Below are 21,288 nucleotides of genomic sequence, written 5' to 3'. Positions count from 1 at the left end.
GGGATCCCTCCTAAAAATCAGTTCTCGTATTCATCAAGTGCGGCGAAGCGGTCAAACATCGCATCGAGTGTCTCGTTAGCTGCATCGATCTGATGCTGCAGATCGCCGAGGCGGACATAATCGCTGCCCGGCACCCCGGCCATTTCCTGTTTGAGCGCCGTGATCTGATCATCCAGCGCATCCATTTTTTCCTGCAGCTCATCGTGCTCGATCTTCTCGGCATAGGTCAGCTTCGTCTTCACTTTCGGCGCGGCAGGCGCGCTCGGGGCAGGCTTGGCCTTGGCCGGCGCGGCAATGGTCGCCGCCGCTTCCGCCTGTTTTTCCAGATAAGTGGAAAATTCGCCAACGTAGCGGTCGATCTGGCCGTTGCCCTCAAAGATCAGGAGGCGGTCCGCTGTCTTGTCGAGAAAATAGCGGTCATGGGACACGGTGATGACGGTGCCCGGAAATTGATCGAGATAATCTTCCAGCACGGTCAAGGTGGCCACATCCAGGTCGTTGGTCGGCTCATCTAAAAGCAGGACGTTGGGCTTGTGCATCAAGATATTGAGCAAAAACAGCCGGCGTTTTTCCCCACCGGAAAGATTGCCGATCAGCTCACCATGCATGCTGCGTGGAAACAGGAACTGTTCCAGCAGCTGAACCACCGCGATGCGCTCCCCGCTGGCCGTCACGAGCTCCGAGCCCGCGTCTTGCAGGTAATTGATCACCCGCTTATCGTTGGGCAACTCCTGAGCGAGCTGCGTGTAGTAACCGAGCTGGACGGTTTCGCCGATGCTGAGGGTGCCGCCATCCAGGGGCAGCTTGCCGGCGATGACGTTGAGCATGCTGGATTTGCCGGCGCCATTGATACCGGTGATGCCGATGCGCTGGCCGGGCTGAACCAACCAGGAAAAATCACGGAGCAACACATGGTCGCCGAGATCCAGATCCGCATGGGCAAACTCGATCACTTTTTTGCCAAGTCGGGTGCCAGCCACCTGCATCGAAACGGTGCCCAGTGCGCTGGGGCGCTCTTTGATGTCATCGGAGAGCTGCTCGAACCGGGCAATGCGGGCATTTTGCTTGGTCGAGCGAGCCTGGGCGCCGGCGTGCATCCAGGCCAACTCTTGTTGATACAGCTGAGCCTGTTTGTGCGCAGCGGCGTCATCGCGGGCATCCTGGTCCGCTTTTTTCTCGACATAGGCCTCATAGTTGCCCGTGTACCGGAAAAGCCGGCCGCGGTCGAGCTCCCAGATATTGTTGGTGACGTGGTCCAGAAAATAGCGGTCATGGGTCACGATCATCAGCGCGCCCTTGTACTTGGCGAGGTACTGCTCCAGCCAGGCGATGGAGTCGAAGTCCAAATGGTTGGTCGGCTCATCCAGCAGCAGCAGGTCCGGCGCTTCGATCAAGACTTGCGCAAGGCCCACGCGCTTCTGTTGGCCACCGGAGAGCGAGCCAATGGTTTGGGTGAGGTCGGTGATGTGCAGCTGGGTCAAGATCGTCTTGATGTCGACTTCCACCTGCCAGGCGTCCAGTTGCGTCATTTGGGCATCGGCTTTGCTGAAGGCATCCTGTCGCGCGGCGTCGGTCGGTGCAGCGGTATAGGCTGCCAGCGCTTGTTCATAGCGGCGAATCGCCGCAAAAACAGGCGCAGTCCCGCCATACACCGCGTCCATGATCTGCTGGTCCGGCGCCAAGGCTGGGTGCTGGGCCAGATAGGCGATGCGGTAATTTTTTGGCGTGGTCACGGACCCGCTGTCGAATGGGTCGACGCCGGACAGGCCGTTGAGCAAGGTCGTTTTGCCTGTGCCGTTAACGCCGATGAGGCCGATGCGTTCGCCTTCCTCGATCAAAAAGTCTAGGTCACTGAATAATTTTTTTGCGCCATAGGATTTGCTGACGCCAGTCGCGGTCAATGTCTGCATAATGCCCTCGTTTCCTGATACTGGTTCTAGTGTACCATGAAATCAAGTGGCGCAACCGGGGGTTCAACTGGGTGGATTGGAGAAAACGCCCGGGTGGGCTCCGGCCAGAAATCGGCTGGAACGCTCCCAAACGACTTTGAGCCCGCGGAAATGCGCGGTCTCAAAGCTCGTTTTCGGTGTAAGCGGCCGAGCCGCTAACACCGACGAGAGAGGGGGTGCTCTTGGCGTTAGGCATTTATGCCTTACGCCAAGACATGCGAAGCGAGCCGCTTCTGGCCGGAGCCCCCCTCACATCCAGCCTTCAACAACCCTAACTCCTCGCACGTGAAGCTTCGAGTTATCTGACTCTACCCAGCAGATCAGTCTGTTAGCAGTCATCACTTCAAGCCCCAGTCACTCCGCTTTTTCACCTTCACAAATTTTCGACGATTGTTGAAGCATCCGAGCCTTCTCTAGCACCTTCTCCCAGAGCACCACCTTCATTTAGGGTGTCCCTTCCTTCCTACAAAAAATGATCAGTCCGGAGAGCCCCCCCGGACCCGAACTGACCATTTTGTACTCACACGGAAAAACGAACGGCTGAGAAAATAAAGCCCCCAGGACGCCGGTCTCGACGATACGCGGCTGGGATGCTGCAGACATCACAGGCGGTCGAAGCCGGCGCCGCTCGCATCGCTGCGGGCTGGTAAATTACCTGAGAGCATTTTACCACGTCGTTATTTTTCTGACTACTATTTTTAACCAGAACGACCGTTTCATTTTTCCACTGTGGGAACGGGTGTCTTTATAATAGAAGAAACACGTCGAATGCGGGGGAAAACGCCGTTGTTTTTACACAGAAAAGCGCCACCTACCTTGAAGGTAAATGGCGTCTGGTATTAGATCTCTGGGTAATCATCATCGACGGTGCGCTCGGCATCGATCACGATGTACAGGTGGCCGTTGTGCTGGGACACTTTGCTGCTTTGATAGGCATTGTCGAGGCCACTTGGGTCTTTTTGCTTGAATGGGAAGTAGATCTGAATCTGCTTGGTCTCCTCTTCATCGAAGATCAGATCCATTTTCTCGATGTCCTGATACTTCGTGGCGCGGCCGAACATGCCCAGCTCCAGGGAACCTGTGTTGATGTCGGTCGATTTGACGTGGTCGGCTTCCGGCAGAATCTCAACTTTGAAACTCTTACATGGATGGATCTCTTGAATGTTGCCGCCGTTGATGCGGCCGTAGCTCGTCGTCACCCGGCTGATCCAGATGTCGGCCAACTCCTTGTGCGAGATCGTCCACTCGTCGCCATTGCGAAAATGGAAAACTAATTGCTGGAACACGTGCTCTTCAGCCATTGTCCTCATCCTTTCTGAATGTGCTTACATTGCTATCTTACCACACTCAGAAGGGCTTTCGGACATCTACGCAAACGCTGCGTGTAAAAGAATAGTCGCCTCGTTTTCGAGGCGCCCGGCCACGACTTGTTCCGTCAGGTGCCGCAACGTTTTGCCCAAAAGCGGGCCCGGGGTCATGCCTGCCTTGATCAGGTCTTGGCCACTGATCGCCAGGTCCTTGGCGCTGTGAATCGGCAGGGCCTGGTAGCGCGCCAGCAGCCCGTCCGCATCAAAATCGGGGTGGCGGTACGGCTGCACCACCGCGGCGGTCGCAACGGCTTCGGGGCCGGCGTCAAAGAGTTGAAGCGGACTGGCATCCGGCAGTGCCCCCACTAATGCGCTGGCATGCTGGACGTGGTTGATCAGCGCATTGGCCTGTTTCAGGTCGCGCAAGAGTTTGCCCGCATCGACTTGCAGGCAGGTCGCCAGCAAAGTCCACGCGCTTTCGGCATCCGGCAGCTGGGCTTCCGGCAGGCCCGCAAAATGACGCAGGTCTGCCGCCTCGTTCGCCAGGTTCGGCACGTACTTGAACAGGCCGGTCTCAAGAAATGTCGTTACCCCGGCTTTGCGCGCGATGCCCAGCAAGAGACGGGTGAACTCGCTGGCGATGCGCTCGATGGAGATTTTTTCCAAGAGCGGCGCATTTTCGGCGATGGCCGCTTCGGTCTGCGCCTCGATGGCAAAATCGAGTTGGCTTTCAAAGCGCACGGCGCGCATCATGCGCAAGGCGTCTTCATGGAAGCGGTCATGGGCGTTGCCGACTGCGACCAAGCGCCGCGCCTGAAGATCTTCCAGCCCGCCAAAAAGGTCGACCACGGTGCCGTCTTGTTTGACCGCCAGCGCATTGACCGTAAAGTCGCGGCGCTTGAGGTCCTCTTCCAGCGAGCGCACAAAGGTCACGTGATCCGGCCGGCGAAAATCCTGGTACGTCGATTCGGTGCGGAACGTGGTCACCTCGTAGCCGGTTCCATGATCGAGGACCATCACCGTGCCATGTTGAATGCCAGTATCCACTGTTTTGCGGAAAATCTGCTTGATCTCCTCGGGATACGCCGAGCTGGCAATGTCGACATCGTGAATCGGCAAGCCGAGTAGCGCATCGCGGACGCTTCCGCCGACAAAATAGGCCTCAAACCCCGCGGCCTCGATCTGCCGCAACAGAGGCAGCGCGTTGTAAAAATCAGGATGTCTCAGATCGATCTGCATACTTCTTCCCCGCTTTCTGGTCTATCATAGCAAATCCAGCCCATTTGTTCCAAGAATGCCGGCAATTCTGGTATGATGAAGGGAATTGGAGGTGGGTGCATGCGCTGGATCAAAAAACAGGAAGCGCTGGATCTTTTATTGATCGCGCTGGGTTGTGCGCTGTATGGATTTGGGTTGGTGACGGTCAATATCGCTAATCACCTGGCGGAAGGCGGCATTACAGGGATCACGCTGATCATCCGCTATTGGTTGCACATCGATCCGGCGTATTCGACCATCGTCTTGAATATTCCATTGATCTTGGTCGGCTACCGCTTCCTCGGGAAAAAGGCGCTTGCGTATACCATCTACGGCACGGTCATGTTGTCCTTTTGGCTTTGGCTTTGGCAGCGCGTCCCAGTCGCCCTCAACATTCATCACGACCTGTTCATCGCCGCGATCTTGGCCGGGCTGTTCGGCGGCATCGGCAGCGGCCTCATTTACCGCCGCGGCGGCACCACCGGCGGCTCGGATGTGATCGCCCGCATTTTGGAAAAACAGACCGGCATTCCGATGGGCCGCTCGCTCCTATTTTTCGACGTGGTGGTCTTAACAGCCAGCTTGTCCTACCTCAACTTGGAATTGATGATGTACACATTGGTCGCCTCTTACGTGTTTTCCCGCATCGTGGACTTTGTGCAGGAAGGGACCTACGCGGCAAAGGGCGTGCTGGTCGTGTCGGATCAGGCGCAGCCCATTGCCTCTGCGATCATGGCCGAGCTTGAACGCGGCGTCACCTTCTTGAATGCGGAAGGCGGCTTTGCCCATGACCCAAAGCACGTTGTTTACGCGGTGGTCGCGCAAACTGAGATCGCGGCGGTCAAACGGATCATCGACCGGTTCGATGACCAGGCGTTCGTCACCATCATCGACGTGCACGAGGCGCTGGGCGAAGGCTTCACGTATAAACGCAAACCACGCAAACTTTTTCATTTATAAAATAGACGCAAAAACGACCCGACGCTACCGCGCACGGATCGTTTTTTGATTCAGGGTGCGCAGGCGAGCGTTTAGGGGTGGGCAGGTAGTTCGGCCCGGGCGGTTGATGGCGCACTTGGCCATCGGGCGACCGGGACGACTACATGTGCCACCCCTGCTCGGCGAAGCCCAACTCGGTTCGGTGAAAAATGGCTGTCATTTGGTTCGGCGAAAAATGGCTGTCAGTCGGCTTCGTCGTTGAGCTCATCCAACCGGGCCTGCATGTCATCATCATCCGGCACCAGCGCGAGGTAACGCGTCAAAGCGGCCTTGAGTTCGGCGGTGGCTCCAGTCGATTGGAAGAAATCGATCAGGTCGTGCAAGAAGTCCGGCTGATCTTGGAATGGTCGAAACGCCAGGAGATAATTCTCGCGCGCCTTTTCCACCTGATCGAGGCGATCATAGCTCTTCGCCAGGTTCCAATAGATCTGCGGGTCGATGTCGCCGCTGTTGTCGATTGCCGACAAGAAATCAATGTTGGCCTGATCCTCGCCGGTCTGAAGAAGCAGATTGCTCCAGGCCAGCATGATCGTCTGGTCCTCGGGATCGATCTGGCGGGCATGTTGCAAATAGCGTTTCGCAAGGTCCGTATCCGCCGCACGCAAGGCCAGCTGCGCCCCAAGGAGGTAGAGTTGCGGATTGGTATCATCCACCGCCACCCCATTTTGCACAACGGTCAACGCCGCGTCTTCACGTTGATCCTGCCGCAACGCCTGGGCCAGCGGCAGATAGGCATTAGCATAACTGCTGTCGGCGTCGATCACATCCTGCAGAATTTTCGCCGCCTTCCCATATTCTTGAAGCTGAAGATACAGGCTCCCCAGGGAAAATCGGTCGTCAATGGTCAGCGCACCTTCCGCGACAGCCTCATATGCGTCGATGGCCTCCTCGTATTGGCCGAGATTCGCCAGCGTCGACGCTTGGCGCGCGAGAATGTCGACGCCGGCGATCGTTTCCTCGCCTTCACTGATCAGCTGAGAATAAGCCGCATTCGCCTGTTCATCTTTCCCCCAGGCAAAATACAACTCGCCCAGCGCAAACGTGATGATCGGCTCATCGGGTGCCAAACGCGCCGCCGTCAGGAGTTTCTGTTCACTGACCTCATAAAGCCCCTGGGTCTGATAGACATCGGCAGCCGCGATCAACGACTGCACATAGGCGTCGCTGTCGGGCGAGATCTCGCTCAGGTATTTCAGCGCCTTATCCGCGTCGCCATTAGATGTGGCGATATCCGCCAGCGAGGTACGGATGTCGTCTTCGTCCGGGTATTTGCCGAGCAGCTCTTCATAGAGTCGCTGCGCCTGGCCGGTGAAGCCAAGCGCATAGAGTTCGCCGGCTAGATTATATTTTGTCTCATCATCGTCATGTGCCAAGACTTGTTGAAAATCGTCACGCGCCTTGGCCATGTCGCCGCTTTCGAGCGCGTCAAGCATTTGTTCTGAATAACTCATCGTCTGCACCTCCGCTCAAACTAGTTTACCCGTCTCTTGCGGCGCTGTCGACAATTGTGTTCTGCAACGACGCTGTCTAGGTAAGATGTCACGCCCGGGTGGGCTCCGGCCAGAAATCGGCTGGCGACCGAAGTAGAGCGGACAAGTGACTTTAAGCCCGCAAAGGTCGCGGTCTTAAAGCTCACTTTCGTTGTAAGCGGCACAGCCGCTAACAACGACGAGGGGGCTGAGCCGTTTCTGGCCGGAGCCCACCCTACATCCAGCACTACAGTTTTCGTCAGTCAGTACTGCCTGATTACAAATGGGTAACGACAGCGAGAAATAATCCTAGGTCAACACCAACGAATCGCATTGTATCCAGGCTCTAACATAGCTCCAGCCGTCTTCAGACGCAAAGTATCTCTTATCTAAGCGATTTGTCTACACGCCCCCGACTCGCTTGCTTTTTTTTCGAGCAAATAAAAACCGGGTCCCCGTGAGGACTCGGTCTAAGTAAACCTATCATTGCTTCAAGGAGACTACTTCACAGCGTCCTTGAGTGCCTTGCCAGGCTTGAATGCAGGTACTTTGGATGCTGGGATCTCGATCTCAGCACCGGTTTGCGGGTTGCGGCCTTTGCGGGCTGCGCGTTCGCGGACTTCGAAGTTGCCGAAGCCGATCAGTTGTACCTTATCGCCCTTAGCCAAGGAAGCCTGGATGGAACCGAATACTGCATCGACTGCAGCGGTTGCGTCCTTCTTGGTCAAGCCCGTCGTGGTAGCAACGTTTTCGATCAATTCTGCTTTGTTTGCCATAGTCATTTCACCTCCGTTGATTTAGATGGCGGACCATCTAAATATACCCACCCTGAGTTTCTCAAGAATGAGGAAACAATGATAAAGCGGTATCACCATTTCATCGTTAAAGATAGCACAGAAAGCCCGTTGTAGCAAGGATTTTTCGTATTTAGAAAAGTATTTTTGTTATTGATTGAAAATATTCCTTTGAAAGCGACGATTTTGAGACAAATGCCTCAAAGCCCCGTCACTTGCGACTTCGCGCGATCAAGTGGATCGGTGTGCCGGAGAAATCGAAGGTTTGGCGCAACTGATTTATGAGAAAACGCTCATACGAGAAGTGCAACATGTCCGGATCGTTGACGAAAACCACAAATGTCGGCGGTTTGACCGCCACTTGGGTCATGTAATAGATTCTGAGACGCTTCCCATTGACCGTCGGCGTTGGGGTCACGGTCAGGGCATCCATCAGCACGTCGTTGAGCACAGAGCTTTGAATCCGGCGATTTTGATTTTCAGAAACCGTTGCGATCATCGCCGGTAAGTTGCGCAGGCGCTGCTTTGTGAGCGCTGACACGAAGATGATCGGCGCGTAATCCAGGTACTGGAATTCGTCCCGAATGTGCGCCTCAAACTCCTGCATCGTGTGATTATCTTTGTCCTTAATGGTGTCCCATTTATTGACGACGATAATGATGCCGCGACCAGCCTCATGGGCGTACCCCGCGACCTTTTTATCCTGCTCGCGGATGCCTTCCTCGGCGTTCAAGATCACCAGGACAACGTCGGAGCGGTCGATCGCACGTAGCGCACGCATGACGGCATACTTTTCAGTATTTTCATAGACCTTGCCGCGTTTGCGAATGCCCGCGGTGTCGATCATCGCAAAATCCTGCCCGTTGTCCGTGAACTTGGTGTCGATCGCGTCGCGGGTGGTGCCTTCGATGTTGGATACGATCACGCGCTCTTCACCGAGAATCGCGTTGACAAGAGAGGATTTGCCGACATTGGGCCGACCAATCAAGGAGAACTTGATGCGGTCATCCTCATCGCCTGTGCCTTCTGCCGGGAATGCGGCAAACACGGCGTCGAGCAGGTCCCCCAGCCCGATGCCATGTGCTCCGGACAGTGGATAGGGTTCACCAAAGCCAAGGGAATAAAAATCATAAATGTCCTGGCGGCGCTCCGGGTTGTCGACTTTATTGACGGCAAGTACGACCGGTTTATCGGCGCGGTAAAGAATCTGAGCCACCTTCTCATCGGCATCGGTGACGCCACCTTCGATGCTGGTCAAAAAGACGATCACGTCTGCTTCTTCGATGGCGATCTCTGCCTGTTGGGTGATCTGGGAAAGTAGGGGTTCATCGCCCATGTCGATCCCGCCTGTATCGATCACGGCGAAATCTTTGCCAAGCCACTGGGCGCGGCCATAGATCCGGTCACGCGTCACGCCAGGGGCATCCTCCACGATGGAGACACGTTCACCGAGGATGCGGTTAAAGATCGTCGATTTGCCGACATTGGGCCGGCCGACGATTGCAAGTGTTGGTAATGCCATAGGGTTCACTTCCTTTGAGTTGGTTCCGAGGGCGTCGGGCAAAACACGAGGACTAGGCAAGTCGGTTTGCGCTTGCCTGTTGCCCGTAGTCCCGACCGTTACCCTCAAAAAAACCGGGCGCAAACCGTTTTTGGTTTGTCCCGGTCTTTGTTGTACGGTCTCAGCGAAAATTAGTCTTCGTCGTTACCTTTTGCAGCGTCTTTCAGCTGTTGGCCGATCAAATCGCCCAAGGTAAAGCCAGAGTCATCCTGCTGGTATTCAGCTGGGATGGCGGTGTGCTCTTCACGACGACCGCCACGACGGCCGCGGCTTTCGCCACCACGGTTGCTACTGCGGTTGCCACCGCGGTTGTTGCTGTTGTTGTTTTCGTGGCTCTCAGAACCAGCAGGTGCTTCGGTCAAAGCCTTAATGGAAAGGGCAAGACGATGCTGGGTCGGGTCAACGGAAAGGACTTTAACGTCGATCTCCTGGCCTTCTGCCAAAACATCTTGCGGCTTTTCAATGTGCTCGTGAGAGATCTGGGAAATGTGGACCAAACCTTCAACACCAGGGAAGACTTCAACGAATGCGCCAAAGCTGGTCAGGCGCTTAACGGTCCCTTTAAGGACGCTGCCTTCTGGGGCTTCGCTTTCGATGTTGTCCCAAGGCTGTGGCAAGGTCGCCTTGATGGACAGGGAGATGCGGTCGCGGTCTTCGTCAACGGCGAGGACTTTCACCTTCACATCCTGGCCGACTTTGAGCACGTCGCTCGGCTTGTCAACGTGGTCAAATGCGATCTCAGAAACATGGACCAAACCATCCACGCCGCCAAGGTCAACAAATGCACCGAAGTTGGTCAAACGAGCAACTTTACCTTCGATCACATCGCCTGGCTGAATTTTTTCAAAGATCTCTTTGCGGGCTTCCTTCTTGGAGGCTTCAACGATCGCACGGTGGGAAAGAATCAGGCGGTTTTCAGCCGGATCGATCTCGACGATCTTCAGTTCAAGGTCTTGACCCTTGTAAGAAGCAAGGTCTTCGACGAAGTGATCCTCGACCATGGAAGCCGGGATGAAGCCGCGAACGCCGGCATTGACAACAAGGCCGCCCTTCACAACACTGGTGACCGGTGCGGTGATGGTCTCACCAGCATCGAATTTCGCCTGGATGTCTTTCCAGACCTTTTGCGCTTCGAGGCGCTTCTTGGAAAGCAGGTACTGGCCGTTTTCCTTGTCTTTGCCGATCGTGGAGATGACGACAAGATCAAGCTTGTCACCGACTTTAGCAACCGAGTTGATATCTTCGATTGGCTGAGTAGATAATTCTTTCAGAGGAACGACACCCTCAACACCGGTGCCCTCGATACCTACTACCAGTTGCTTGTCTTCAACTGCCAAGACCTCAGCCTTGACCGTATCGCCGACGTGGACAGTCTCAACGCTATTCAGCGCATCTGCCATCGTCTCCGCGTTCTCGTTCGTTACGTTGTTTTCACTCATGCCAAAAAATCCTCCTATACGACTGTCATACAAAGCATATTGTACCTGAGTCAGGACAAAATTACCAATACTTTATCTGCCAGTTTCATTTGCGCCGCGACGAGTTTTCACCAGCGCCAAAATTTCAGCCACTTCTTCGTCGATGGTCATGTTGCTTGAGTCGATCTCAACGGCGTCCGCCGCTTTGCGCAATGGCGACACCGCGCGACTGGAATCTTTGCGGTCACGCTCCGCGATCTCTTTTTCAAGATCGGCCACCGAGGTCATGATGCCCTTTTCAACATTTTCCTTGTGCCGGCGCTGGGCGCGCGTGGCAACAGACGCGACCATGAACACTTTCACCTCGGCATCTGGCAAAACAGTGGTGCCAATGTCGCGGCCATCCATCACGATGTCATTGTTGGCGGCGATCTCACGCTGGCGCGCCACCATGTTTTCACGGACTTGCGGCAAGGCGGACACTTGCGAGACATTATTCGTCGCGTCGGGTTCCCGAATGGCCAGGGTCACGTCCTCCCCGTCCATAAAGACCAGTTGACCCTCTGCGCTTGGCTTGAACGTGATGGTCAGGTCCTTGAGCTGGGCCATGATCGCAGCCTCATCGCCCAGTGGCAACTTTTGGCGCAAGGCCATCACGGTCGCGGTGCGATACATGGCGCCTGTATCACAGTAGATGAACCCTAATTTTGTTGCGACCAATTTGGCGATCGTACTTTTCCCGGAGCCGGCCGGGCCATCAATGGCGATCTGCATGAAATACGTCTCCTTTTTGCCAGTGCGAGGACTGGCGGTTGCGTTCTAGTTTCTGGATAGTTTCCCACTGTCTCTGCAGTGTCGTGGGCCAAATGTCCGGGCCGAGCAGCTAAGGCCTCAAGCCCCTGGCCCGAGTTCGGACCTGGTTGTTGAGACACTTTCCTGTCGGACCCAAACCAGACATTTGACCCACTTCTTTTTTCCCCAAAAAAATTGAGCCGTCACCGACTCAATCTGTGAGATCATTGGGCTTTGACTTTCACTTGCTGATTTGGCGTGAGCCCATTTGCCTCAACACCCGGGTTCGCCGCGTAAAATTCTGCCAGCGTCATGCCATGGTTGAGCGCGATGCGGTAAGGATTTTCGCCCGCCTTGACCGTGTACGTCGTCATCCCAGAAGTGCTGGAACTGGCATTTGAGGACGAACTGCTTGCGACCGAGGAGCTGCTTGACTTCGCCACCGAACTGCTGGATGCCTGGCTACTTGACGCTTTGCTACTCGACGACTTGGAAACGGTGCTGCTGCTCGAGCTGGCTTGTTTACTGCTCGATGATGATTTCTTCGAACTGTCGACCACGATCTTTTCGCCGGCATAGTTGCCACCGGAGTTGACCGAATTTGTCTTGAGCACCTGGTAGGTCACCGGAACGATGACCACCAGCGCCAAAAGTACCCATAGGATGACCCATAATAGGCGATTGCCGTGTTTTTTCCGGCGCGATGCCACGCGGGAAAGATTGCCAGCGTCGTCTTGGTCGTCATCGAATTGCTTGGCCCATGGCTGCTCCTCTGCCTGCTTCGGCTTGGTCGGCTTATCTGGGGTATTGTGCATGTGACGATCCTCCTCACTAAACTCATCTTATTGTAGCATAGCCGGCCTGGTAATATTAGTTGGCAAAAGTAAATATCTGCTTAAACACCGCTTGCCAGGCTTGCGGCGCTTGCGACTTGACCGCGGTCGCCGGTGCGAGTTGCGCGATCACGGCCGGCGTTAATTCGCCGCAGCACAGATCGGTATGAGTGGGCACCAGGTCATCAAAGTGCGCGACCAGCGCGGCCCGCTTGCAGCCGGGCGCGTTGACGAAGCCCACCATGGCCTGCAAGCTGGCCTGTTTTTCGGCTAGCCGGGCGGTCAGCTTCGCCAGGGTCTCGGCTTCTGAAAAACCGGATTGGATATAGGCCTCGATCAGGTCGATCTGCGGGTCGTTCATCTTGGTGTAAAGCTCCGGATGGGCGAAAATTGTCTTGATCATTTTGGCATCGGGCAACGTCGACGCAAATTGGCTGGCGCGTGCCATGTCGGCCGGGGCGAGCAGCAACAAGGCCGCACTTTGCGCCCCATCGCGCCCCGCCCGGCCGATGCCTTGGGTGAAGGCCTCGAGCGATTCGGGCAGATAGGTATAGCACACCAGCCGCACATCCGGTTTGTCGATGCCCATGCCAAACGCGCTGGTGGCGCAGATCACATCGACTTGATCGACCATGAACTGCCGGGCGACAAGTTCGCGAGCCGAAGCGGTCATGCCGGCGTGATAAAAGGCGGCATATTGGCCTTTTTCCTGAAGCTGGGCGGCGACTTCTTCGGCCTGCTGGCGGCGGTCAAAGTACAAGATCTTCGGTCCCTGCACGGCCTGGGTCACCGCGAGTAAGTCAGTGTGTTTAGACTGCGCATCGGCCACCTGCATCACGCCCATAAAAATATTGGGCCGGTCGACCGAGGCGATGAAAGCAAACGGCTGCCGAAGCCCGAGCCCATTGACGATATCCTGTTGCACGCGGTTGGGGGCAGTCGCGGTCAGGGCCAACACACTGCGCGGTTTCAACGCATGAATCACGTTGCCCAGCTGCAAGTAGGCCGGCCGAAAATCGGGGCCCCACTGCGAGATACAATGCGCCTCATCGACCACAAATAAGCTGATCGTCAGTTGCCGCAACAGTGCCTGGACATCGCCGCGCAACAGCATCTCCGGGGAAATGAACAAAAACCGGTAATCCGCCAGATGCATTTTCACAAAGCGGGCTTCATCCGGACTGAGATCACTGCCCAGCGCCACCACCCGCCGCTCACCGCGGGCCTGCAGCCGCGCCACTTGATCTGCCATCAGCGCCAGCAGTGGCTCCACCACGACGACGAGCCCCGGCTGCAGGCGCCCCGGCAGTTGGTAACATAGTGTCTTGCCGCTGCCGGTGGGTAGAATGCCCAGTGCATCCTGGCCGCGCAACGTCGCCTCGATCAATTCCCGCTGGCCGGGGCGAAACGCGGAAAAGCCAAATTTTTGCTGGAGCATCGCATCAAGATCGATCATTTTCCGGCCACCTTCCTTGAAATTGCAAGATCTGAAATAACCGCACCTGGAAAAAGTCGCTGGCAGGCACCTGCGTCAATATCGTTTGATAATTCGTCTCGGCGGCATCGGGCACCTGATCGAATGCACCCTTCACCCCCGCGGGAAAGAGACCCTCAAGTGGCAGGGCTTGGCCCATGATGGCGGCGGTCAGGAGGTGCTCGTTCACGGTGCTCGGCCGCACGCGAAGCCGCTGGCCGATCGCCTCACGCGAGAAGCCCTGATCCAGCAAGTCGACGATCTGCGTTTGCGTTCGTGGAAAAATGGCTTGCCGTCCGCCCCAAAGCGCAGCTGTTTGGGGCCACTTCTGCGTATTTTCGTCGAGCAGGGTGACCAGCTGGGCCAGGGCCTGGGTCCGCCGCATCTGAGTGGCCAGGTCACCTTGGCCACTGCCGACAAACTCATGGCCGATGAAGCCAGCCGCAAGCACATCCCCTGCCGCTTGGGGAAGCGCCGCGAACAGCGACTGCAACTCATCGGCAAATGTGTGAGGCTGGATGCCTTGTTTGTACCAGCGGCGCACTTGTTGCTGAACGCCCCAATCACTCACCGCGGGCCGATAGTGATGAACCCCCGCCCCATTTTCCGAGACCGCCTGCACGGCCAGCGTCAGGCGTTGGTCAAAGGCAGTCAGGCCCATCCACGGACGATATGCGTCCGGCAACTGAATCGCCTGCGCCGCGCGCACTTGCGCGTTTTTATCTGTCAGAATCAGCCCGCTGTCTGTTTTCGCCAATACCCCAGCCCGAATCAATTGGGCGATCGCGGCTTGATAATCTGTGCGGGCCAACGTAGGATACAAAAGGAGCCATTGCAAGATGTGCGCGCGCATGCCGGCATACAGTACCGAAACGGTCCGTTTGCCGGTCAGCAACAAATAAACGCCCGTTTCCCGGCGCGGATCGTCACCAAATAATTGCAGTAAGAGCGCTGTGAGCATCGCGATCAGTCCTTTTGGAGGAATTCTTATGACAATAGTATACGCGAAAGTGGACCGAGAAATGTGCATCGCCTGCGGTTTATGTCAAATGCTGGCGCCGACACTTTTTTCCTATGACGCGGATGGCATCGCCAGTTACCAGCCCGATGGCAATACGGGCAGCGTGCCGCTTGATGCCGCCCAACAAGTTGCATTCAAGATTGCGTACCGCCGCTGCCCGACCCATGCGATCACACGCAGCGACCAGCCATTTTCCGCGGATCAGGGATGATGAGTTGGCGCGCCATTTGAAATTTTGACTCACACAAAAAGGCGGCTAGTCCGGCAACACATTGTTGTCGACTAACCGCCTGTTTAGTTGTCTAACTTACCGCGCCGGGTGCAGCGCCCGCTGTTTTTCCAGCCATGGCATCATCGCATGCGCCAAGGCGAAAAACAGGACGGAGATCACGGCGCCCTTGATGAGGTTGAATGGCACGACACCAATCAGAACATACTTGGTCGTGGACATCCCCAGCTGGAAATTCATCACGGCCAGATACATTGGCATGATGGCGACCCAGTTCAGGAAACTCATGATGACCGTCAGGCTGAAGGTCCCGCCGATCAGCCCACCGACTTGATGCCACATACTATTGCCCTTGCGCACCGCCAGCACCACCGGAATCATGAAGCCAACGCTGGCGATGAACGCCGCCAGGTCCCCCACCAAGTTGATGAGATTCGGCCCGGTGATGAGAAAATGTAGCAGGCTGCGGCAAAAGGCGACGCCGATGCCCGCCACCGGGCCGTAAATGAAGCCCCCAAGCAACACAGCCAGATCTGATGGATCCAGCTTGAGAAACGGAAACGCCGGAATGATCGGGAACGCGATGAACAGCTGTAGGACAAACCCCACGGCTGCCAGCAGCGCGATGCCGACTAAGCGGTGCAACTTTTGACCAGACATAGAAAAACCCTCCATGCGGCCGCTTCAGAGGAGCAAAAAGACCCACTCCAACAGGGGAGCGGGTCTTATTTTGAATGCGAGTTCAAAAAAGCCCCATCTTCTTTATCTAGACTATACTATCGGCCTCGGAATCACACCGAGTCAACCGCGCACTGCGCGGGTCGTGGGCTTTCACCACCGGTCGGGAATTTCACCCTGCCCCTGAAGACGAACCATATTTTATTTTATGAGCATTGCTCACTAAAAGATAGTAACCCAAGAAGCTGATGAAATCAACCCTTTTGTGCAAGTGCTTTCAGGTCCGCGATCTCTGCCGGCTTCAACGGTCGGTAATCCCCCGACTGAAGCCCCTGTAAGGTCAGCGCGCCGTATTGTTCCCGCGCCAATTTGATCACGGGAAAGCCGACCGCCTTGAACATATTTTTGACCTGGTGATTGATGCCCTGATGAATGGTCAGCTCAACGATCGCCGTCTGCTTCTTCTTATCGCTGGACAAAATGTTGTACTTGGCCGGCGCGAGGCGCTTACCATCCAGCGTCAGGCCCTGCTTCAGCGGCAAGAGGTCCAAGCGCGTCGGGATGCCCTGCACCTTGGCGACGTATTTCTTGTCGATGCCAAAGCTCGGGTGCATCAACATGTTGGCAAACTCACCGTCGTTGGTCATCAAGAGCAGGCCCGACGTATCGTAATCCAGCCGGCCAACCGGATACAACCGCACCGTTTCGTCTTCGAAAAAGTCGGTGACGACGCGGCGGTGTTTGGGATCGCTGACTGCCGTGATCACGCCCCGGGGTTTATAAAACAGTAAGTGCTTGAGTGGCTCTTTACCAAGCGGCACGCCATCGACCATCACTTCGTCTTTTGAGGTGACTTTCGTGCCAAGGGTCGTCACCACCTGGCCGTTGACTTGCACATGCCCGGTTTGGATCAGCACCTCCGCATGGCGCCGTGATGCGACGCCGGCTGCGGCGATCACCTTTTGCAATCGTTCTTCATTCACCATCGCTGGCCTCCGTTCCTTGATCCGTGTTGTCTTGATCTTCAGGTTCCTGTTCCGTGTTATCTAGATCGTCATTGAATGTGTCGTTGAAGTCCTTAAACAGGTCTACCTGCTGCGGGCCCTCGGGCGCCTGGTCGATCGGCGGCAGCGCGTCCAGATTTTTTAACCCGAAATAATCCAGGAAAAAATCGGAGGTGGCATACAAGATTGGCCGGCCCGGTGCGTCTTTGCGGCCGGCTTCTCGAACCAGCTGACGCGCAGCCAGCGTGGTCAACGCCCCACTACTTTGGACCCCGCGCACATCGTCGATCTCCAGACGCGTGATTGGTTGCTGATAAGCGATGATGGCCAGCACTTCAAGCGCCGCCTGCGAGAGGCCCTGCGCCGGCGGACCGGAAAAGTAACGCCGCAACGTGTCGGCGTAGGTGGGTTTTGTCACCAAAAAATACCGATCGTCAGAAACGCGCACCATGGTTCCGCGGCTATCATCGTGTTCCAGCGCGTCTTGGAAATCATCAAGCTGCTGGCGCATCGCCGCACTGGAGATGCCGAGCACCTGCGCGAAATCTTCCAGCGTCACGCCGGCCTCACCGGCAGTGTAAAGCACCGCTTCGATCACCCCGTGCATCAGCTCGCCTCCTTCAACGTCACAATGATCGGCTCAAATGGTGCGTCCTGCGCACAATCGATCTGATCGTTTTTCATCAATTCTAGAATGGCCAAAAAAGTGGTCACCACCCCATCGACTGTACGCTGGGCAACCAGCTTGGCAAAATCACACTGGACACATTCATGCAGCTGCTTGAGGACCTCGGCGATGCGATTTTGCACCGACAAAGGCTCCGCTTCAATATGCGCGATGGTCGTCGCGGTGGCAACCTGCTGGGCGACCACACGCTGCATGGCCGTGGTCAGGTCACGCAACTTGATTGCGCCGGGGGCCATGGAAACATGGACATCCGCGGTCGGCAAAGACGCCGGCTTAGCATACGATAAACTGCGCTGCGTCTCACGTTGCTGCAGATTTTTAGCCGCATTTTGATAGACCTGATACGTCAACAACTGGGCGACCAAGTCCGCACGCGGATCATCATACTCTTCAGCCGGCTGATCGACCTCTTCCGGCTGGGGCAACAGCATCCGACTTTTCAGCGCCATCAAGCTCGCCGCCAGCACAAAATAATCACCAGCCACATCCAGCCGCAATTGCTGCATCTGGTGCAGGTAATTGAGGTATTGACTGGTGATCTCTGCGATCGGGATATCGTATATATCGATCTCATTGGTTCTGATCAGGTGCCACAAAAGATCCAGCGGCCCCGAAAAGTCATTCAGCACCAGTGTCAGTGCCATGCAGATCCTCTTTTCTGTATTGCAAAAATGCGGAGATCAACGGCGTGTACTCCAATGAGCCCATCAACCGCTTATCGCGATAAAGGCCAGCCAGATCATCGAGCACCGCAAACTGCGTCGCCTGGTCGCGCACATTCGGCGACAATGACAGATGGCGCACGAGGACAAAATCATCCCCCGTCTCAACGCCGACAATCCCCACAAAGTCGGCGTTGTGCTGTTCACGATAAAGATAAAGGGCGTGCCCCTCGTCCTCCGTGTAGAGCTTGAGTTCACTGCGCAAATGGTCAATGTCCTTCAAGTCCGGCGCGAAGGAGAGAAATCCCATCGCGATCTTCTCATAATCATTCTTGTATTTCGTCAGCATAACAGCCTCCACATTAGCTTCACTCTCGAGCATACTGTACCATAAAATGGAACGCAGGGAAATTGGAAGGGTGCGTAGGCCCGCGGGATGGCAGAACAGCTAGGCTGGCTCAGGTGCTTGATGGCGCACTCAGCCATCGAGTGCATGAGCCACCTAGATGCTTCCGGCATGCGGGCCGAAGCCCAACTGGAAAGGGTGCGGAGCGGGGCGTTTTGGGGTGATCAGCTAGTTCGGCCTGGACGTTTGATGGCGCACTTAGCCATCAAGTGCCCAGGTCAACCGGATGACTCACCCCTGCCCCGCGAAGCCCAAATACGGTGCGTAGGCCCGCGGGATGGCGGGGCAACCACTATCTTTTTCCAGGTCTACCCCGTCCGCGCGTAACGCTTCCCCAAAAGCGCCCTATATAATAGAAGAAACACGTTAAAAAAGTAAAACGGTTCCATTCCCACAGCGGCGCGAAAGCTTACGCCCGCGTCGCTGCATTCGCACTCACCCGCGGGGATGCGTGTTGTGGTACACCTCGACCAGCTTCTTGTTGCTCAAATGCGTATAGATCTGCGTGGTCGAAATGTCGCTATGCCCCAAGAGTTCCTGCACCACGCGCAGATCCGCCCCATTTTCGAGCAGATGCGTCGCAAAACTGTGACGCAAGGTATGCGGTGTCACGTCTTTTTGAATATTCAACGCGGCGATATAGGCCTTCAGGTTTTTCCAGATGCCTTGGCGCGTCAGCTTGTGGCCGTGGAAGTTCACAAAGACCTCGTCCGGCGCCGTTTTTTTCGTCAGCGGGGGCCTTGCCACGTCGAGATACCGCTGAACCCACTCGACGGCTTGGGGACTGATCGGCACAATGCGCTGTTTATCGCCTTTCCCGGTGACCTGAAGCAGATTCAGCGCCAAGTGCATCTCGCCAAGCTGAAGGTCCACGACCTCAGACACGCGCAGGCCCGTCGCGTACATCAGCTCGAAGATCGCGCGGTCGCGCAAGCCCAGTGGCGTTGCGGTATCCGGCGCGGCCATCAACCGCTCGATCTCCGGCGTCGTCAAGGTGGCCGGCAAATGCTGCGCAGGCTTCGGCGAATCGATCAACGCCATCGGATCCTCAGTGATGCGAGATTCACGCATCAAATACCGATAGAATTTTCGCATCGCCGAGATCATTCGACTCATCGAACTGGCCGCCTTGAGCGTGGATTGCGCGGCCAAAAATTCTTCGATCACTTGCCGCTCTTCTGGCACTGTTTGAATCTGCTGTGTCTCAAGCCACGCGGAAAATTCGCGCAAGTCCTGCTGATAGCTGGTCTGTGTGGTTTTCGCCAGGCCCCGCTCAACGTCGAGATAATGCACGAAATCTGCGATCAGATCATCCATGCAGCCAGCCTCCTCACTCTTTTTTCGCTAGCAAGATCGTCTTGCCGTCTGCCTCAACAATCAGGCGGGCCTTGAGCAAGTGGCCCAATGCACGCTTGAACGCGCCCTTGCTGATGCCAAATGCCTTGCTGATCGCCTCTGGATCGGATTTATCCGTGTATGGAATCGACCCATCCTGGGTATGCTGCAAGACCGCCAGCACCATTTCGGCATCATCTGAGATCGCCTCGTAGGCACGCGGGCGAAGCGACAGGTTAAGTTCCCCATCCGGCCGCACCCCGATCACGCGCGCATGCAGCACTTGCCCAAGCCGCGGCTCCTCATCACGTTCATCGGGATGAATGAACCCAAGGTAAAAATCATCCGTGAGCACATGCGTCCCGGCGATCTTCAGGCGGTAAACAGTCGCGGTGACATTTTGATTATTCATCGCCGGCTTGGCCTGATTGGCGACCGCATTGATGATTGTTTCGTCCGCCAACTGACCCCACAGCCGATGCTTTTTGTCAATGGTCAAAGCGATCATTAGCCGATCCCCGCGCGCCGGCCACAGCCGCGCCAGCTCAGGCAATTGATCAAGCGACACCACGATATCCTTATCGCCGAGACCGACATCCACGAACACGCCCAGGTCGCGGCGCACCTCGACCACGGTCCCAAATGCATAATGATCTAGCCCGACCTTTGGTAAATGGGTCGTCAGGCGAGGCGTTTCGTGTTGATTTTCATACGCAAAGCCCTGAACGAGGCTACCCACTTCAGGCAAGATCTCGAATTCTTTTCGATCGATGGCAAGCGTGACGCCATCATATTGTGCGAAGACCTGCTTGTCATTGTGGTCCGAGACCTTCGCCGACACGATCTGTCCATTAAAGTCCATTGTTTCTCTCCTTATTTCACTGCGGCAGGCAGAATATTAAAGACCGTGAGAATCACATAGGTCATGCCACTGGCGATCACCGGCCCGGCGGCGATGCCCTTGAGCAGCACCACGCCAAGAATCGTCCCGAACACAAGCGCGACGGTCATCTCCGGGCTCGCCGCCAAGAGGCCAACACCTTTTGCCGACAAAACAGCCACGAGCACCCCCATGGCGATTGCGATCCAGCCAGCGGGCGACTTAAATGTTTTCAGCAATTCTTTGACACCGATCTCGCCGGTCGCGATCGGCACCATGATCGCCGCGGAGATCACGGTCACACCCCAGTTGATGCCTTGCGTCTGCAATAGCTTCATGAACGGATGCAGCGGCGGCAGTGCCTTGAGCACGATCACAAAGGCAACCCCGATGAGCAGCGCCTTATTTTTCGCAAAAGCGGCGATCGCCAGCACCCCAAGCAAAAACAACCAGCTTTCCATATCGTCCCTCCAGTTTTTAGTCATCTACCAGTGTACCTGCTCAGACGGCCAATGTCGAGCTAGTTAACATA

General features: G+C 56.0%; 21 protein-coding genes and 1 riboswitch. Of the genes, 2 read left to right on the top strand and 19 right to left on the bottom strand.

Going from position 1 to position 21,288, the window contains the following annotated elements; translation table 11 throughout:
- Positions 1–17 precede the first annotated feature (17 nt).
- From EKM95_RS05620 to EKM95_RS05610, 3 genes are all read right to left on the bottom strand, one after another.
- Positions 18–1,910, bottom strand: a complete 1,893-nt coding sequence (locus tag EKM95_RS05620) for an ABC-F family ATP-binding cassette domain-containing protein (protein WP_125696870.1) — start codon at positions 1,908–1,910, stop codon at positions 18–20.
- A gap of 878 nt (positions 1,911–2,788) precedes the next feature.
- Positions 2,789–3,250, bottom strand: a complete 462-nt coding sequence (locus tag EKM95_RS05615) for a hypothetical protein (protein ID WP_125696869.1) — start codon at positions 3,248–3,250, stop codon at positions 2,789–2,791.
- A 66-nt stretch (positions 3,251–3,316) separates the two neighbouring features.
- A complete protein-coding gene (locus EKM95_RS05610; RefSeq protein ID WP_125696868.1) occupies positions 3,317–4,495 on the bottom strand; it encodes a CCA tRNA nucleotidyltransferase in 1,179 nt (392 codons plus the stop codon).
- Positions 4,496–4,594: 99 nt separating this feature from the next.
- Here EKM95_RS05610 and EKM95_RS05605 point away from each other — a divergent pair, with 99 nt between their 5' ends.
- Positions 4,595–5,473, top strand: coding sequence for a YitT family protein (locus EKM95_RS05605; RefSeq protein WP_125696867.1), 879 nt, complete (start codon positions 4,595–4,597; stop codon positions 5,471–5,473).
- 221 nt (positions 5,474–5,694) lie between these two features.
- Here EKM95_RS05605 and EKM95_RS05600 read toward each other — a convergent pair whose 3' ends face one another.
- From EKM95_RS05600 to EKM95_RS05565, 8 genes are all read right to left on the bottom strand, one after another.
- Positions 5,695–6,963: a tetratricopeptide repeat protein gene (locus EKM95_RS05600; RefSeq protein ID WP_125696866.1), complete on the bottom strand. Its 1,269-nt coding sequence runs from the start codon at positions 6,961–6,963 to the stop codon at positions 5,695–5,697.
- A 518-nt stretch (positions 6,964–7,481) separates the two neighbouring features.
- Complete coding sequence (locus EKM95_RS05595; protein ID WP_125696865.1) at positions 7,482–7,757, bottom strand: HU family DNA-binding protein; 276 nt, start codon at positions 7,755–7,757, stop codon at positions 7,482–7,484.
- A 229-nt stretch (positions 7,758–7,986) separates the two neighbouring features.
- The gene (gene der / locus EKM95_RS05590) at positions 7,987–9,297 is read right to left on the bottom strand and encodes a ribosome biogenesis GTPase Der (RefSeq protein WP_125696864.1); all 1,311 of its coding nucleotides are present in this window, start codon (positions 9,295–9,297) and stop codon (positions 7,987–7,989) included.
- Between the two features lie 170 nt (positions 9,298–9,467).
- The gene (rpsA, locus tag EKM95_RS05585) at positions 9,468–10,775 is read right to left on the bottom strand and encodes a 30S ribosomal protein S1 (protein WP_125696863.1); all 1,308 of its coding nucleotides are present in this window, start codon (positions 10,773–10,775) and stop codon (positions 9,468–9,470) included.
- Positions 10,776–10,847: 72 nt separating this feature from the next.
- Entirely contained in the window at positions 10,848–11,528 is a 681-nt protein-coding gene (gene cmk, locus EKM95_RS05580; protein WP_125696862.1) for a (d)CMP kinase, read from the bottom strand.
- A gap of 242 nt (positions 11,529–11,770) precedes the next feature.
- Positions 11,771–12,361: a LysM peptidoglycan-binding domain-containing protein gene (locus tag EKM95_RS05575; protein ID WP_125696861.1), complete on the bottom strand. Its 591-nt coding sequence runs from the start codon at positions 12,359–12,361 to the stop codon at positions 11,771–11,773.
- Positions 12,362–12,416: 55 nt separating this feature from the next.
- Complete coding sequence (locus EKM95_RS05570) at positions 12,417–13,835, bottom strand: RecQ family ATP-dependent DNA helicase (RefSeq protein ID WP_125696860.1); 1,419 nt, start codon at positions 13,833–13,835, stop codon at positions 12,417–12,419.
- Complete coding sequence (locus EKM95_RS05565) at positions 13,822–14,814, bottom strand: helix-turn-helix domain-containing protein (protein WP_125696859.1); 993 nt, start codon at positions 14,812–14,814, stop codon at positions 13,822–13,824. The genes EKM95_RS05570 and EKM95_RS05565 overlap by 14 nt, the downstream gene beginning before the upstream one ends.
- A 28-nt stretch (positions 14,815–14,842) precedes the next feature.
- Between EKM95_RS05565 and EKM95_RS05560 the strand changes: the two genes are divergently transcribed.
- Positions 14,843–15,085: a ferredoxin gene (locus EKM95_RS05560; RefSeq protein ID WP_125696858.1), complete on the top strand. Its 243-nt coding sequence runs from the start codon at positions 14,843–14,845 to the stop codon at positions 15,083–15,085.
- A 96-nt stretch (positions 15,086–15,181) separates the two neighbouring features.
- On the opposite strand, the gene EKM95_RS05555 is transcribed toward EKM95_RS05560, so the two are convergent.
- The 8 genes from EKM95_RS05555 to EKM95_RS05520 all read right to left on the bottom strand — a co-directional run bounded on the left by EKM95_RS05555 (position 15,182) and on the right by EKM95_RS05520 (position 21,217).
- On the bottom strand, positions 15,182–15,763 hold the full coding sequence (locus EKM95_RS05555; protein ID WP_125696857.1) for an ECF transporter S component: 582 nt from the start codon (positions 15,761–15,763) through the stop codon (positions 15,182–15,184).
- 91 nt (positions 15,764–15,854) lie between these two features.
- Positions 15,855–15,976: riboswitch (FMN riboswitch) on the bottom strand.
- Positions 15,977–16,035: 59 nt separating this feature from the next.
- Positions 16,036–16,767, bottom strand: coding sequence for a pseudouridine synthase (locus tag EKM95_RS05550; protein WP_125696856.1), 732 nt, complete (start codon positions 16,765–16,767; stop codon positions 16,036–16,038).
- The gene (scpB, locus tag EKM95_RS05545; RefSeq protein ID WP_125696855.1) at positions 16,757–17,392 is read right to left on the bottom strand and encodes an SMC-Scp complex subunit ScpB; all 636 of its coding nucleotides are present in this window, start codon (positions 17,390–17,392) and stop codon (positions 16,757–16,759) included. Before scpB ends, EKM95_RS05550 begins: the two co-directional genes overlap by 11 nt.
- Complete coding sequence (locus EKM95_RS05540; protein WP_125696854.1) at positions 17,392–18,117, bottom strand: segregation and condensation protein A; 726 nt, start codon at positions 18,115–18,117, stop codon at positions 17,392–17,394. Before EKM95_RS05540 ends, scpB begins: the two co-directional genes overlap by 1 nt.
- Positions 18,092–18,484 (bottom strand): N-acetyltransferase, encoded by a 393-nt coding sequence (locus EKM95_RS05535; RefSeq protein WP_125696853.1) that lies wholly within the window; start codon positions 18,482–18,484, stop codon positions 18,092–18,094. The genes EKM95_RS05540 and EKM95_RS05535 overlap by 26 nt, the downstream gene beginning before the upstream one ends.
- A 492-nt stretch (positions 18,485–18,976) precedes the next feature.
- The gene (gene xerD / locus EKM95_RS05530; RefSeq protein WP_125696852.1) at positions 18,977–19,858 is read right to left on the bottom strand and encodes a site-specific tyrosine recombinase XerD; all 882 of its coding nucleotides are present in this window, start codon (positions 19,856–19,858) and stop codon (positions 18,977–18,979) included.
- A 13-nt stretch (positions 19,859–19,871) separates the two neighbouring features.
- On the bottom strand, positions 19,872–20,738 hold the full coding sequence (locus EKM95_RS05525; protein ID WP_125696851.1) for a CvfB family protein: 867 nt from the start codon (positions 20,736–20,738) through the stop codon (positions 19,872–19,874).
- Between the two features lie 11 nt (positions 20,739–20,749).
- The gene (locus tag EKM95_RS05520; RefSeq protein WP_125696850.1) at positions 20,750–21,217 is read right to left on the bottom strand and encodes a DUF441 domain-containing protein; all 468 of its coding nucleotides are present in this window, start codon (positions 21,215–21,217) and stop codon (positions 20,750–20,752) included.
- Positions 21,218–21,288: the final 71 nt, after the last annotated feature.

The sequence above is a fragment of the Lacticaseibacillus yichunensis genome (assembly GCF_003946405.1).
Taxonomy (GTDB): domain Bacteria; phylum Bacillota; class Bacilli; order Lactobacillales; family Lactobacillaceae; genus Lacticaseibacillus; species Lacticaseibacillus yichunensis.
The sequence above is the reverse complement of the archived record's forward strand: the minus strand, read 5'-3'. Positions and strand labels throughout refer to the sequence as shown.

What these genes read in the sequence shown, in the direction of transcription:
- EKM95_RS05560 (WP_125696858.1), top strand. Translation starts at nt 14,843, where the DNA reads ATGACAATAGTATACGCGAAAGTGGACCGAGAAATGTGCATCGCCTGC.
- EKM95_RS05575 (WP_125696861.1), bottom strand. Translation starts at nt 12,361, where the DNA reads ATGCACAATACCCCAGATAAGCCGACCAAGCCGAAGCAGGCAGAGGAG.
- der (WP_125696864.1), bottom strand. Translation starts at nt 9,297, where the DNA reads ATGGCATTACCAACACTTGCAATCGTCGGCCGGCCCAATGTCGGCAAA.
- EKM95_RS05535 (WP_125696853.1), bottom strand. Translation starts at nt 18,484, where the DNA reads ATGCTGACGAAATACAAGAATGATTATGAGAAGATCGCGATGGGATTT.
- EKM95_RS05605 (WP_125696867.1), top strand. Translation starts at nt 4,595, where the DNA reads ATGCGCTGGATCAAAAAACAGGAAGCGCTGGATCTTTTATTGATCGCG.
- EKM95_RS05595 (WP_125696865.1), bottom strand. Translation starts at nt 7,757, where the DNA reads ATGGCAAACAAAGCAGAATTGATCGAAAACGTTGCTACCACGACGGGC.
- EKM95_RS05600 (WP_125696866.1), bottom strand. Translation starts at nt 6,963, where the DNA reads ATGAGTTATTCAGAACAAATGCTTGACGCGCTCGAAAGCGGCGACATG.
- EKM95_RS05555 (WP_125696857.1), bottom strand. Translation starts at nt 15,763, where the DNA reads ATGTCTGGTCAAAAGTTGCACCGCTTAGTCGGCATCGCGCTGCTGGCA.
- EKM95_RS05620 (WP_125696870.1), bottom strand. Translation starts at nt 1,910, where the DNA reads ATGCAGACATTGACCGCGACTGGCGTCAGCAAATCCTATGGCGCAAAA.
- EKM95_RS05525 (WP_125696851.1), bottom strand. Translation starts at nt 20,738, where the DNA reads ATGGACTTTAATGGACAGATCGTGTCGGCGAAGGTCTCGGACCACAAT.
- rpsA (WP_125696863.1), bottom strand. Translation starts at nt 10,775, where the DNA reads ATGAGTGAAAACAACGTAACGAACGAGAACGCGGAGACGATGGCAGAT.
- EKM95_RS05540 (WP_125696854.1), bottom strand. Translation starts at nt 18,117, where the DNA reads ATGGCACTGACACTGGTGCTGAATGACTTTTCGGGGCCGCTGGATCTT.
- EKM95_RS05570 (WP_125696860.1), bottom strand. Translation starts at nt 13,835, where the DNA reads ATGATCGATCTTGATGCGATGCTCCAGCAAAAATTTGGCTTTTCCGCG.
- EKM95_RS05610 (WP_125696868.1), bottom strand. Translation starts at nt 4,495, where the DNA reads ATGCAGATCGATCTGAGACATCCTGATTTTTACAACGCGCTGCCTCTG.
- EKM95_RS05550 (WP_125696856.1), bottom strand. Translation starts at nt 16,767, where the DNA reads ATGGTGAATGAAGAACGATTGCAAAAGGTGATCGCCGCAGCCGGCGTC.
- EKM95_RS05520 (WP_125696850.1), bottom strand. Translation starts at nt 21,217, where the DNA reads ATGGAAAGCTGGTTGTTTTTGCTTGGGGTGCTGGCGATCGCCGCTTTT.
- scpB (WP_125696855.1), bottom strand. Translation starts at nt 17,392, where the DNA reads ATGCACGGGGTGATCGAAGCGGTGCTTTACACTGCCGGTGAGGCCGGC.
- EKM95_RS05615 (WP_125696869.1), bottom strand. Translation starts at nt 3,250, where the DNA reads ATGGCTGAAGAGCACGTGTTCCAGCAATTAGTTTTCCATTTTCGCAAT.
- xerD (WP_125696852.1), bottom strand. Translation starts at nt 19,858, where the DNA reads ATGGATGATCTGATCGCAGATTTCGTGCATTATCTCGACGTTGAGCGG.
- cmk (WP_125696862.1), bottom strand. Translation starts at nt 11,528, where the DNA reads ATGCAGATCGCCATTGATGGCCCGGCCGGCTCCGGGAAAAGTACGATC.
- EKM95_RS05565 (WP_125696859.1), bottom strand. Translation starts at nt 14,814, where the DNA reads ATGCTCACAGCGCTCTTACTGCAATTATTTGGTGACGATCCGCGCCGG.